Here is a 13,431-nt window from a genome sequence, read left to right as displayed (position 1 = left end):
TTTACTGAGGAACTAAACGTGTTAACTAAATCACTTCGCTTTACTTTCCTGCTCAGCGCACTGGGTATTATGAGCACTTTTTCGACGCAAGCTTTAGCACAAAAACCCACACTCACTGTTTACACTTATGATTCGTTTACCGCAGATTGGGGTCCAGGACCTGCAATAAAAAAAGCGTTTGAACAGCAATGTGATTGTGAGCTAAAACTGGTTGCTCTGTCTGATGGTGTATCTCTACTTAATCGCTTACGTATGGAAGGTGATAAAAGTAAGGCGGATATTATTTTAGGATTAGATAACAATTTGATCCACGCAGCAAAAGAAACTGAGCTTTTCGCACCAAGTAATATCGATACATCTAAACTCACCTTACCTGAAAAATGGACTGACGATACTTTTGTGCCTTATGACTACGGCTACTTTGCTTTTATTTATGATAAAAACCGTATCCAAAATCCGCCCAAAAACATGGCCGAACTGCTAAACAGCAAAGAAAAATGGAAGATACTCTATCAAGATCCTCGCACCAGTACTCCTGGTTTAGGTTTAATGCTATGGATGCAGTCACTTTATCCTGAAAACACCGCTACTGAATGGAAAAAATTGTCAGAAAAAACATTGACCGTTACTAAAGGTTGGAGTGAGTCTTATGGCTTATTCTTAAAAGGTGAAGGTGATTTTGTGCTGAGTTACACATCATCTCCGGGTTATCACATCCTAGCAGACAAAAAAGATAACTATGCAGCAGCGATTTTTGATGAAGGACACTACTTGCAAGTCGAAGTTGCCGCAAAACTTAAATCGAGCAAACAACCTGAGCTAGCACAGCAATTTATGCAGTTTATGTTAACTCCTGCATTCCAAGAAACTATACCGACTACCAATTGGATGTATCCTGTTATAGATATGCCATTGCCTAAGGTCTATTCTTTAATGCCTAAACCTGAAAAATCATTGCAATTTGATGCAGAAGTTGTCGCAAAAGAGCGCCAGACATGGACGCGTAATTGGCAATCTGCGGTTAGCCGCTAATGGGGAGATGGCTTATCCCGGGGCTGTGTGCCTCGGGTTTACTGCTTATCGTGGCATTATTGTCATTTGGTGCATTGTGGTTTAATGCACCAAGTGGTGAACTGTCCTCGATTTTTGCTGATGAATATTTATGGCATGTTGTTCGTTTTACTTTCTGGCAAGCCTTTTTATCCGCCCTATTTTCAATATTACCTGCTATTTGGCTCGCCAAAGCACTCTATCGACGCCAATTTAAAGGGCGAACACTGTTTTTACGCCTATGTGCCATGAGCCTTGTGTTACCGGTTTTAGTCGCCCTTTTTGGCATTTTAACGGTTTATGGCAGAGTAGGATGGATTGCCCAAATTTGTGAATGGCTGGGGATCGACTACCAATTTACGCCTTATGGTTTGCAAGGCATTTTATTAGCTCACATCTTTTTCAATATGCCATTAGCAACCAGAATGCTATTGCAAGCACTTGAAAGCATCTCATCAGAGCAACGCCAATTAGCCTCACAATTAGGCATGAATGGCTGGCAATGTTTTCGTTTTCTGGAATTCCCTTATTTATGGCGACAAATACTCCCCACAGCATCACTGATTTTTATGCTCTGCTTTGCAAGCTTTGCTACTGTGTTGGCTTTAGGCGGAGGCCCCGCAGCAACAACGGTTGAACTTGCTATTTATCAAGCATTAAGTTATGACTACGATTTACATCGTGCTGCGCTTTTAGCCCTGATCCAGCTTTTTTGTTGTTTAGGCTTAGTGCTTATCAGCCAAAAGCTAAAAGGCACTCTTTTTGTGGGAAACAATCAAAAGCTGCATTGGCGTGATCCCTATGATCCACTCTTTAGCAAAATAACTGATGGTTTAATTATCACGCTTGCGATCCTCTTTTTAGTACCGCCCATTTTGGCCGTGATCACTGATGGTCTTAATAGCCAATTTATACGTGTTATACAACAGCCTATACTTTGGCAAGCTTTTACAACTTCACTAATTATTGCCATTGGTGCGGGTGTTGTCTGTGTTGTATTAACGATGATGTTGCTATGGAGTAGCCGAGAACTGCGCTTACGCCATTTTAAAAAAGCCGGACAAGCCATGGAAATGAGTGGTTTGATTATTCTAGCGATGCCGGGCATTGTGTTGGCAACAGGCTTTTTTCTGTTATTAAACAATACGATCGGATTACCTGAATCACCTTATATTTTAGTGATTTTGACCAACGCATTGATTGCCATTCCTTATGCTTTAAAAGTGTTGGAAAACCCGATGAATGATATCGCTTCGCGTTATGGCCTTTTATGTCAGTCGCTGAATTTGCAAGGAATAAACCGACTTCGTTGGATAGAACTACGTGCATTAAAAAAACCAATCTCACAAGCGCTTGCCTTTGCTTGTGTTATTTCTATTGGTGACTTTGGTATTGTTGCCCTATTTGGTAATGAAACATTTAGAACATTGCCTTTCTATCTTTATCAGCAAATTGGCGCTTACCACACACAAGATGGTGCAGTAACAGCCATGATCTTATTGCTACTTTGCTTCTCTCTTTTTAGCCTAATAGAACGATTAGCTGGAAAATCTTATGATTAAATTAGAGCACCTTGCTTACACCTATGAACACCAACATCTCTTGTTTAATCTAACGGTTGATGCAGGAGAACGCATTGCTGTATTAGGCCCAAGTGGTGCAGGTAAAAGTACATTACTCAGTTTAATTGCTGGTTTTTTGCCATCAGAAAAGGGAAGCCTGTTTCTTAACGGGCAAGATCATACAAAAACAGTACCGGCAAAACGCCCTATTTCTATGTTATTTCAAGATAATAATTTATTCCCTCATTTGACTGTAAGGCAAAATATTGGCTTGGGATTAAATCCGGGATTAAAGCTGACTGAAGATCAAAAAGCGTTATTAGAGAGTCGAGCAGAGCAAGTAGCGCTTAGTGAATATCTTGAACGTTTACCTTCTCAATTATCAGGCGGTCAGCGTCAACGTGTTGCTATTGCACGTTGCCTTGTTCGCGAACAACCTATTTTGTTACTTGATGAGCCTTTTTCTGCACTCGATCCTGCTTTACGCATTGAGATGTTGGCACTACTCGAGCAACTTTGCTGTGAAAAAGCATTAACCTTATTGATGGTTTCTCATAGCTTAGAAGATGCAGCAAAAATCGCCCCAAGAGCGATTGTGATAGATAACGGTATGATTGTGTATGATGGAAATACAAAATCACTAATAAATGGTGAAGTGGATCAATCACTTATTTTAGGTATTCCGTTTAATTAATCTCAGCCAAAATTAACTGTATAAATAACCACTATATTGACTATAATAAACGCATCTTTAATGAATTATTGGTGTTTATTAGGTGCTCATGATCGGTCATACGGAACAAGGTTTTATTCTTACTCGTCACTGGAGCGACACACCGAAAGGTATTGTCGTCTCTTATTGGCTGGCTACGGATAATGGCCCACGTAAAATTACTGTTCCTATGCAACGCGCAATTGGCTTTGTTGCCCGCCAACATGAAACTATTTTGCGTTCTCTCATTAATAAAAATCCTGATATTGAAATTCGCCCTCTCGATTTAAAAGATTTCGAAAGGCAGCCCGTCTTTGGCATTTATTGCAAACAATACCGCCAACTTGTCCAACTTGAGCAACAACTTAAAGAGCACCATATTCGCCTTTATGAAGCAGATATCCGCCCTCATGAACGTTATATGATGGAGCGATTTATCACCGCGCCAGTTTGGTTTCGCTGTCAGCAAAATAATATTACGACATTAAAACCGGCACCAGATTATCGCCCTGCACTTCGAGCTGTCTCTTTAGATATCGAAACTAGTGAATTTGGTGAGCTTTACTCTATTGGGCTTGCAGGCTGTGGTGATAATGTCGTGTTTATGCTTACTGATGAGTTACCCATAGAGAGAGAAAGTCAGCAACCGGAAGGTTATCGCTTAAATTATGTCAGTAGTCGATTGCGTTTAATTGAAAAGTTAAATGAGTGGATGCAACATTACGATCCTGATGCGATTATCGGTTGGAATTTGATCCAATTCGATCTACGTATTTTGTACACACATGCCCAACGTTATGGCGTCAGTTTATTATTAGGTCGCCAAAACAGTCCATTAGAGTGGCGAGAGCATGGATTTAAAAAAGGTCATTTTTTTGCTTCGGCTCAAGGTCGTTTAATTATCGATGGTATTGATGCATTAAAAATGGCGACATGGAATTTTCCCTCTTTTAGCCTCGAATCTGTTGCTCAAACACTATTAGGTGAAGGTAAAGCCATCGATACACCTTACGCCAGAATGGACGAAATTAATCGGCGCTTTAAAGAAGATAAGCCTGCACTGGCTTATTATAATTGGCAAGACTGTGTCTTAGTAAACCGTATCTTTGATGCGACATCTCTTATGGCATTCTTATTGGAGAGAGCTTGTGTTACGGGGCTTTCCGTTGATAGAAGCGGAGGATCTGTGGCTGCGTTTACACATCTCTATCTCCCTTCAATGCACCGCATTGGATATGTTGCACCTAACCAAGGCGAAAAACCCGAAGAGCATAGCCCCGGTGGTTTTGTCATGGATTCGGCTCCCGGCTTATATGATTCTGTTGTTGTGCTTGATTACAAAAGCCTTTATCCCTCTATTATTCGTACTTTTTTAATCGATCCCGTAGGAATGATTGAAGGAATGCACCAACCTGATGAACAGTTTTCTATTTCTGGATTTCGTCAGGCACGATTTTCGCGAGAACTACACTGCTTACCCGCTATTGTGTCGCAAATTTGGCATGAAAGAGATAACGCAAAATTACATAAAAATGCCCCACTATCTCAAGCACTCAAAATTATTATGAACGCTTTTTATGGTGTTTTAGGCTCTGTGGGGTGTCGCTTTTTTGATCCTCGTTTAGCGTCTTCCATTACGCTACGAGGCCATGAAATCATGAAAAAAACGCGAGAATTAATTGAAGCCAAAGGTTATCAAGTTATTTATGGCGATACGGATTCAACCTTTGTTTGGCTAAAATCACCTCACACAGAGCAACAAGCACAACAGATTGGGTATCAGCTAGTACAAGATGTCAATCAGTGGTGGAAAACACATCTTTTTGAAAACTACCAACTCGATTGCAAATTAGAACTAGAATACGAAACCCATTATCGTCGCTTTTTAATGCCCACTATTCGAGGTATGGAGACAGGTAGCAAGAAACGCTATGCCGGACTCAGCAATGATAAAATGGTGTTTAAAGGATTAGAAACCGTCAGAACAGATTGGACGCCTCTCGCTCAGAAATTTCAACAAGAGCTTTATACACGCATTTTTCATCAGCAACCTTATCAGCAGTTTATTCGTGATTATGTCGCAGATACACTTGCGGGAAAATATGATGAGAGATTAGTGTATCGTAAACGGTTACGTCGAAAATTATCAGAATATCAGCACCACGTCCCCCCTCATGTCAAAGCAGCACGTAAGGCGGATGAATATAATTTATCCCAAAATAGACCTCAACAATATCAGCAAGGCGGTTGGATTAGTTATATAATTACCCTCTTGGGGCCAGAACCATTAGAGTACATTACCGCTGCACCTGATTACGAGCACTATATTAACAAGCAGTTAATGCCTATTGCAGATGCAATCCTACCTTTTATACAAGATGATTTTTCAACCTTGTTAAATGGACAAATGACACTCTCATTTTAAGTTGTGTCATTTTGCAGGTGACGGTTTGCTTTGCATCTATTAACATAACGCCCCTTTGGTGATAATTAGCTTTCTTTGTTCAAAGATTAAGCCCTTTTTATCCCGCAGATTTTAATGACAACACCGCAATACTGCATTCATTAATAATTCCTAAATTATATATTTGAGAGCTGAGTTTATATATATGCCTTTTACTCTTGGTCAACGTTGGATTAGCGATACTGAAAGCGAGCTTGGACTGGGTACTGTTGTGGCAGTTGATGCCCGCATGGTCACCTTACTTTTTCCTGCCTGTGGCGAAAACCGCCTTTACTCCCGTCATGATGCACCAATAACGCGGGTGATGTTTAATGCAGGGGATACTGTCACCAGTCACGAAGGCTGGAAGCTCGCCATCGATAACGTTGTAGAAGATAACGGCCTACTTATCTACCATGGTGTACGTTTAGACACTGAAGAGCCAGCACAATTACGTGAAGTATTCTTAGATAACAAACTCACTTTTAATAAACCGCAAGATCGCCTCTTTGCAGGTCAAATCGACCGTATGGATCGCTTTGCATTACGCTACCGCGCGCGTAAGTTTATGAGCGAGCAGTTTAAGCAAGCACAAAGTGGTTTACGAGGGATCCGCGCAAGCCTTATACCTCATCAGCTTTATATCGCCAATGAAGTGGGTAAACGTCATAACCCTCGCGTATTATTAGCTGATGAAGTTGGTTTAGGTAAAACAATTGAAGCCGGTATGATTATCCACCAGCAATTAATGGATGGTCGTGCTGAGCGTGTGTTGATTATTGTGCCTGAAAGCTTACAATATCAGTGGTTAGTTGAAATGTTACGCCGTTTCAATCTACGTTTCTCACTGTTTGATGATAGCCGTTATAGCGAATCTTTATTAGATAGCGATAATCCATTTGAAACAGAACAGATGATCATCTGCTCTTTAGATTTTGTGCGTAAAAACAAGCAACGTTTTGAACACTTAGTCGAAGCAACATGGGATATGTTAGTTGTCGATGAAGCTCATCACCTTGTTTGGAGTGAAGATGCACCAAGCCGTGAATATCAAGTAATTGAAGAGTTAGCGGAATCTATTCCTTCTGTATTGCTATTAACTGCAACCCCAGAGCAGTTAGGTCAAGAAAGCCACTTTGCACGTTTACGTCTGCTTGATCCAAGTCGTTTCCATGACTACAACGAATTTATTAATGAGCAACAAAAATACCGCCCTGTTGCCGATGCTGTCACTATTTTGCTATCAGAAGATGATTTAAATACCGAACAACAAAATATCATCAGCGAAATGATCAGCGAGCAAGATGTTGAGCCATTGCTGAAAGCAGCAAATACGCAAGGTGAAGAACGTACTAAATCTCGCCAAGAACTTATCCATATGTTAATGGACAGGCATGGAACGGGTCGTTTGTTATTCCGTAACACACGTTCTGGTGTTAAAGGTTTCCCTAATCGCTTACTTCATGCGATCAAAATGCCACTGCCAACGCAATATCAAACTGCAATTAAAGTGGCTGAGATTATGGCAGCCAAAAAGAGTCTCGAAGTTCGTGCAAAAGAGATGCTCTATCCTGAACGTATTTACCAAGAATTTGAAGGTGAAAACGCAACATGGTGGAACTTCGACCCACGTGTTGAATGGTTACTAGGTTTCTTAACTGCAAATCGTAATGAAAAAGTACTAGTAATTTGTGCTCAAGCTGCAACAGCGCTGCAATTAGAGCAAGTTTTACGTGAGCGTGAAGGTATTCGTGCAGCAGTCTTCCACGAAGGTATGTCATTACTTGAACGCGATCGCGCTGCAGCTTATTTTGCTTCTGAAGAAGAAGGCGCACAAGTTCTGCTATGTTCAGAAATCGGCTCTGAAGGACGTAACTTCCAGTTCGCTAATCAACTGGTTATGTTTGATCTGCCATTTAACCCTGATTTACTCGAACAACGTATTGGTCGTCTCGATCGTATTGGTCAAAACCGCGATATTGATATTAGCATTCCTTATCTTGAAGGTACCGCTCAATCTGTATTATTACGCTGGTATCATGAAGGCTTAGATGCCTTTGAGCATACTTGTCCGACTGGCCGTACTATTTATGACAATAAATATGATGCTCTCGTTAATTACCTTGCACAGCCTAATGAGTTAGCTGATTTTGATGACTTTATTGTCGCTTGTCGTAAACAGCATGATGAAATGAAGCTCAAACTTGAACAAGGCCGCGACCGCCTATTAGAAATGCACTCTAACGGTGGTGAAGTCGGTGTTGAGTTGGCAGGTGAAATTGCAGCACAAGATAACGATCCTGAATTAGTGAACTTTGCACTGAACTTGTTTGATATTGTTGGTATTAATCAAGAAGATCGTAGTGATAGCTTAATTATTTTAACGCCATCTGATCATATGTTAGTGCCCGATTTCCCTGGTTTACCGCAAGATGGTTGCACTATCACATTTGATAGAGAGCAAGCGCTATCTCGTGAAGATACCCAATTTATCAGTTGGGAACACCCTATTATCCGTAATGGCTTAGATTTGATTTTATCTGGCGATACAGGAAGTTGTGCCGTTTCTTTATTGAAAAATAAAGCATTGCCAGTGGGAACGCTGTTAGTTGAACTGATTTATGTCGTAGAAGCGCAAGCGCCTAAGCATCTTCACTTAAGTCGTTTCTTACCTGCAACACCGGTTCGCTTATTACTTGATCTAAAAGGTAATAATCTTGCATCTCAAGTTGAGTTTGAAAGCTTTAACCGTCAATTAAATGCTGTTAATCGTCATACTTCTAGCAAATTAGTCAATGCAGTACAAAGTGAAGTCCACCATGTACTGAAAACGTCTGAACCTTTAATGGAAGTCGAAGCAAAAGAACTTATCCAAAAAGCGAAGGAAGAAGCAGATCGCGTGCTAACTCATGAATTATCGCGCTTAGAAGCTTTACGTGCGGTAAACCCAAATATTCGTGATGATGAAGTCGAAGCAATTGAAAATGAACGTGCTCATATTCTTAATCATTTAGATGAAGCAACGTGGCGTTTAGACTCAATTCGCTTAATTGTCGTTACCCACCAATAATCACCGTTAAAGCGGGGAGTATTTTACTCCCCGTTGTTTTGATGAGATATCCGCCATGATGGAAGTGTATAACCCGCCGACTGATCCTTGGTTACATGTTTTATATCAAGATGAGCATATTATTGCTGTCAATAAACCCAGCGGATTACTATCAGTACCGGGCAAAGCGCCAGAGCATAACGACAGTATTATGTCACGCATTAAAGCAGAATTTCCGAATGCTGAGTGTGTACATCGCCTTGATATGGCAACTAGTGGCGTTATCGTTGTTGCACTTAACAAAGAAGCAGAGCGCGAACTAAAGCGTCAATTTCGTGAGCGTGAGCCGAAAAAAACCTATATTGCTCGCGTTTGGGGACATATCGAAAAAGAAGAAGGGTTAGTTGATTTACCTTTGATTTGTGATTGGCCTAATCGACCAAAACAAAAAGTCTGTCATGAAACTGGGAAAGCGGCGCAAACTTTTTATGAGGTGTTGGAATATGAAGAGAATGCGACAAGAGTAAAATTATCGCCAATTACAGGGCGTTCACATCAATTGCGGGTACATATGTTAGCGTTGGGGCATCCTATTTTAGGGGATCGCTTTTATGCACATCCGCAGGCAAGAGCGATGGCATCTCGCCTGCAGTTACATGCTCAGGAATTATTTATTACGCATCCTGCTTTCCGATCCCCGATACATTTTGAATGCCTTGCCGATTTTTAGTGTCTTATGACACTAAAACAGTCACTGAACTCAATGAAGCAAGGAGCAGGCAAAGCGCTAATCCCATAACCCCAACAAGAACACGGACGTTTGACATGGATATAGTTCCTTTTTTAAGAGAAGAGAGAATGAAATAATTAAATTTCACTTATATTTTACCGTGATAAATAATAAACTCAACTCAACCTAAGTTATCTCTATCACGGAATAATTCTCTCTTTTCTCATATTCTTTTACAAGATGTTAACGAAATCCTTTTTCTTTTTTAATCAAATCGTAAGCAACTTGTATAGACTGTGCTTTTTGTTTTGCAATTTCCATCATTTCTGGCGGTAAACCTTTCGCAACAAGTTTATCCGGATGATGTTCCCCCATTAATTTTCGATAAGCTCTCTTTATGGTTTTAACATCATCATTCTCATCAACGCCAAGTACCTTACACGCATCAGAGAGCGTTGGGGCTTGGGGTTGAGGCTGATACCCCTGTCCACTTTGATAATGAAAATTCTGACCAGCCTGCATCATTGCTAATATATGTTCAAAATGTGCACGAGAAAAACCTAGCTCATCGATAATAATAAACAGCATTTTTCTTTCATTTGGATGCAGTTGACCATCCGCAAAAGCAGCTTGTAATTGGATTTCCAGAAACATCTGAAGTAAGTCGCGACGCCCCACACAAATTTGTCGAACGCGTTGCAATGTGGCTCTTAAGGGAAAATCAGGTGATTTACCTTCTCTAAAAGCTTGTTGTGCTGCTTGACGACCAACACCATGCAGATTCATGCGATCCATTAATTCGCTGGCAAGAGAGATGTCGGTTTGAGTCACTCGCCCTTTTGATTTTGTCAGGTGCCCTAAAACTTGAAAGGTTGCAGCAAAGAAAAAAGCTTGTCTATCACGCGTATAGCGCCCACCATTTCCTAATTTACTTCGTTGCATGTCATAGAGGTGCCCAAGAAAAACACCAATAACAATGCCCCAAAAGCCTATTCCTGCAAAACTACCAATGGCAAGGCCTAATAATTTTCCCCAATAGCGCATAGACTCCTCAAATCTTCAATGCTCTGACTGCAATTTTGCATTATCATACTATTCATTTGCTTGCACACCTAACACCAAGCAACCTCTAAATAGACTTTTTCTTAAAATGAAGAGATTTACTGTTTCTCTTTGGACAGAGGTAATGCTGTTTTCGTTTAAATTGTGTTAAAGTAAAATGAGTGACCAAACAAATAACTTTAGCGTTGTTATACAGCACGAAATACCGCATCAGCGCGGTGTTTTTTTGTTTCTAATAAGGCTATAACCCTATTTCAACACAGAAACATCGAAAAAATGAGGCTTACGCCTATTTTTCGGTTACCGTTAGAACAATGTTCAGAACGTTGGGCTGGTGTCGCATAACTCCCTGCGTTAGTTTCTCGCTGTTTATCAGCACGAAGCCACTGATGACGGAAGCACATAAATACTTATGAAAAAAAGTTATCCCACACTGCTGGCCACCCTAGTTTGGGCCACAATATACGGTCAGCCTGCTTATGCTGATCTTGCCTCCCAGTGTTTACTGGGAGTTCCTGTTTATAACAAACCATTAGTACAGGGCGATCCTAACAGCTTGCCTGTCACTATCACTGCAAATGATATGCAAGGTGAGTATCCTCGCATGGTCAAATATAAAGGTGATGTTGATATTAAACAGGGAAACCAAACCTTAAGTGCAGACAGTGTTGAACTGACACAAACTGAGGGAGAAACACCATTAAGAATGGTCACAGCAACGGGAAATGTGTCTTATGATGATCCTCAAATCATCTTAAAAGGCCCTCGTGCTTGGTCTAACCTTAATAATAAAGATACGGACATCGAGCAAGGTGATTACCAAATGGTTGGCCGTCAAGGCCGTGGTTACGCTAATAAAATGCAAATGCGTGGTGAAAATCGCTATACCATTATGGATAAAGGCATGTTCACGTCTTGTTTACCAGGAGATGATAGCTGGAGCGTTGTCGGCTCAGAAGTTATTTTAGACCGCGAAGAACAAGTCGCTGAAATCTGGAATGCACGTTTTCGTGTAGCCAATGTGCCTATCTTTTATAGCCCTTATCTTCAATTACCGATTGGTGATAAACGCCGTTCAGGTTTCTTAATTCCAAACGGAAGCTATTCTCGTAGTTCAGGCTTTGATTTCCAACTCCCTTACTATTGGAATATTGCCCCTAATTATGATGCGACCATCACCACCAACTATATTAGTCGTCGTGGTTTAAAATTAGATAATGAATTCCGTTATTTAACCACGCCAGGACGCGGCACCATCGCTGTAGATTGGATTAATCACGATAGCCAATACAATAAAGATAAAGACGAAAATAAAGCGGGCTATCTTCCTCGTGATACAGCAAATCGTTGGTTATTCTACTGGGGACACAGTGGTGTGATGAATAATGTGTGGCGATTTAATATCGACTACACAAAAGTAAGTGATAACAAATACTTCACTGATTTTACCTCTCAATATGGTAACACCACAGATGGTTATGCAACTCAGAAATTTAGTACGGGTTATGCACAACAGAACTGGAATGCCACATTAACCACTAAACAGTTCCAAGTCTTCTCTGATAATAAAGATGCAAAAGCTTATCGCGCAGAGCCACAGCTTGATCTCAATTATTACAAGAATGATATAGGGCCGTTTGATTTCCGTACTTACGCTCAATTTGCTCGCTTTACCAGCGTCGGAGATAATATTCCTGAAGCAAATCGTTTTCATATTGAGCCAACGATTTCACTCCCTGCATCTACAGGCTGGGCAAGCTTTAATAATGAATTGAAGTTAATGGCAACCCATTATGACCAAGATATTCCTGACGCGTATAAAAAAAATAACCCTAATAAATTAGATGACAGTGTTAATCGTGTATTACCACAGTTTAAATCTGATATGAAAGTGGTTTTTGAGCGTCAATACCAAACAAACGATATTACGCAAACTCTTGAGCCTCGAGTTCAATATCTTTATGTCCCTTATAAAGATCAGTCTAATATCAATAACTTTGACTCCGCTTTATTACAATCAAACTATGGCGGACTTTTCCGCGATAGAATGTATGGTGGCTTAGACCGCATTGCATCTGCAAACCAATTAACAACAGGTATCACTTCACGTTTTTATGATAGCGAATTAGTTGAACGTTTTAACGTTTCTGTGGGTCAAATCTACTTCTTTGAACGTCCGAAAACAGGTTCATCAAACGAAATCATCAATAGCAAAGATGAAACAGGTTCAATGGTATGGGCAGGTGACGCTTATTGGAGGATCACTGATACCGTAGGTATGCGTGGTGGTTTACAATATGACCGTCGTTTAGGTAGCGTCTCAATGGGCGATGCTGTTATGGAATATCGCGCAGATAGCGATCATCTTCTACAGTTAAGCTATCGTTATGTTGATCGTGACTATATCCAAGCAACGCGTGTTCGCCCTTACGATGGTAGTATTAATAAACTTCCTGAATACCAAAAAGGTATTTCACAAGTTGGTGTCGTAGGAAGTTGGCCATTAGCAGAGCGTTGGGGACTTGTAGGTGCTTATTACTTTGATACCAAAGAATCAGAGCCTGTTAGCCAAATGGTTGGTCTGCAATACAACACCTGTTGCTGGGCTGTGAATGTGGGTTATGAACGAAAAATTGTTGGTTGGAAAGTTGACCACAGCGATATTGATAATAAATGGTCTGTCAATGTGGAACTCAGAGGCCTAAGTAACAATCATAGTTTGGGTAGCCAGAAAATGCTTGAACGCGGTATCTTACCTTATCAAAGAGCATTCTGATTTAATCAGACTACGGAATTGGCTGAATAAATATGTCACCCCGCAAT

8 protein-coding genes are annotated in these 13,431 nt (G+C 40.6%); 7 read left to right on the top strand and 1 reads right to left on the bottom strand.

From position 1 onward, the window contains the following. Positions 1–69 precede the first annotated feature (69 nt). From thiB to rluA, 6 genes are all read left to right on the top strand, one after another. Positions 70–1,032 (top strand): thiamine ABC transporter substrate binding subunit, encoded by a 963-nt coding sequence (gene thiB, locus GWJ01_RS09390; protein ID WP_161711022.1) that lies wholly within the window; start codon positions 70–72, stop codon positions 1,030–1,032. After that, positions 1,032–2,612 carry a thiamine/thiamine pyrophosphate ABC transporter permease ThiP gene (thiP, locus tag GWJ01_RS09385; protein WP_161711009.1) on the top strand — a complete coding sequence of 527 codons (1,581 nt, stop codon included), beginning with the start codon at positions 1,032–1,034 and terminating at the stop codon, positions 2,610–2,612. Before thiB ends, thiP begins: the two co-directional genes overlap by 1 nt. Next, positions 2,605–3,306, top strand: coding sequence for a thiamine ABC transporter ATP-binding protein ThiQ (gene thiQ, locus GWJ01_RS09380; protein WP_109394083.1), 702 nt, complete (start codon positions 2,605–2,607; stop codon positions 3,304–3,306). Before thiP ends, thiQ begins: the two co-directional genes overlap by 8 nt. Positions 3,307–3,394: 88 nt before the next feature. Further along, the gene (locus GWJ01_RS09375) at positions 3,395–5,749 is read left to right on the top strand and encodes a DNA polymerase II (protein ID WP_161711008.1); all 2,355 of its coding nucleotides are present in this window, start codon (positions 3,395–3,397) and stop codon (positions 5,747–5,749) included. Positions 5,750–5,933: 184 nt separating this feature from the next. Next, positions 5,934–8,837 carry an RNA polymerase-associated protein RapA gene (gene rapA, locus GWJ01_RS09370; protein ID WP_161711007.1) on the top strand — a complete coding sequence of 968 codons (2,904 nt, stop codon included), beginning with the start codon at positions 5,934–5,936 and terminating at the stop codon, positions 8,835–8,837. A 55-nt stretch (positions 8,838–8,892) separates the two neighbouring features. Then, positions 8,893–9,546 carry a bifunctional tRNA pseudouridine(32) synthase/23S rRNA pseudouridine(746) synthase RluA gene (gene rluA / locus GWJ01_RS09365; protein ID WP_109394086.1) on the top strand — a complete coding sequence of 218 codons (654 nt, stop codon included), beginning with the start codon at positions 8,893–8,895 and terminating at the stop codon, positions 9,544–9,546. Positions 9,547–9,789: 243 nt separating this feature from the next. On the opposite strand, the gene djlA is transcribed toward rluA, so the two are convergent. Beyond that, positions 9,790–10,590 carry a co-chaperone DjlA gene (gene djlA, locus GWJ01_RS09360; protein ID WP_109394087.1) on the bottom strand — a complete coding sequence of 267 codons (801 nt, stop codon included), beginning with the start codon at positions 10,588–10,590 and terminating at the stop codon, positions 9,790–9,792. Between the two features lie 430 nt (positions 10,591–11,020). Here djlA and lptD point away from each other — a divergent pair, with 430 nt between their 5' ends. Beyond that, the gene (gene lptD, locus GWJ01_RS09355) at positions 11,021–13,384 is read left to right on the top strand and encodes an LPS assembly protein LptD (protein ID WP_109402037.1); all 2,364 of its coding nucleotides are present in this window, start codon (positions 11,021–11,023) and stop codon (positions 13,382–13,384) included. The last annotated feature ends 47 nt before the right edge of the window (positions 13,385–13,431 follow it).

The organism is Proteus sp. G2618, assembly GCF_009915995.1.
GTDB lineage: Bacteria > Pseudomonadota > Gammaproteobacteria > Enterobacterales > Enterobacteriaceae > Proteus > Proteus terrae.
Note: the sequence above shows the minus strand (reverse complement) of the source record. Positions and strands in the feature narration are given on the sequence as shown.

What these genes read in the sequence shown, in the direction of transcription:
- thiB (WP_161711022.1), top strand. Translation starts at nt 70, where the DNA reads ATGAGCACTTTTTCGACGCAAGCTTTAGCACAAAAACCCACACTCACT.
- thiP (WP_161711009.1), top strand. Translation starts at nt 1,032, where the DNA reads ATGGGGAGATGGCTTATCCCGGGGCTGTGTGCCTCGGGTTTACTGCTT.
- thiQ (WP_109394083.1), top strand. Translation starts at nt 2,605, where the DNA reads ATGATTAAATTAGAGCACCTTGCTTACACCTATGAACACCAACATCTC.
- GWJ01_RS09375 (WP_161711008.1), top strand. Translation starts at nt 3,395, where the DNA reads ATGATCGGTCATACGGAACAAGGTTTTATTCTTACTCGTCACTGGAGC.
- rapA (WP_161711007.1), top strand. Translation starts at nt 5,934, where the DNA reads ATGCCTTTTACTCTTGGTCAACGTTGGATTAGCGATACTGAAAGCGAG.
- rluA (WP_109394086.1), top strand. Translation starts at nt 8,893, where the DNA reads ATGATGGAAGTGTATAACCCGCCGACTGATCCTTGGTTACATGTTTTA.
- djlA (WP_109394087.1), bottom strand. Translation starts at nt 10,590, where the DNA reads ATGCGCTATTGGGGAAAATTATTAGGCCTTGCCATTGGTAGTTTTGCA.
- lptD (WP_109402037.1), top strand. Translation starts at nt 11,021, where the DNA reads ATGAAAAAAAGTTATCCCACACTGCTGGCCACCCTAGTTTGGGCCACA.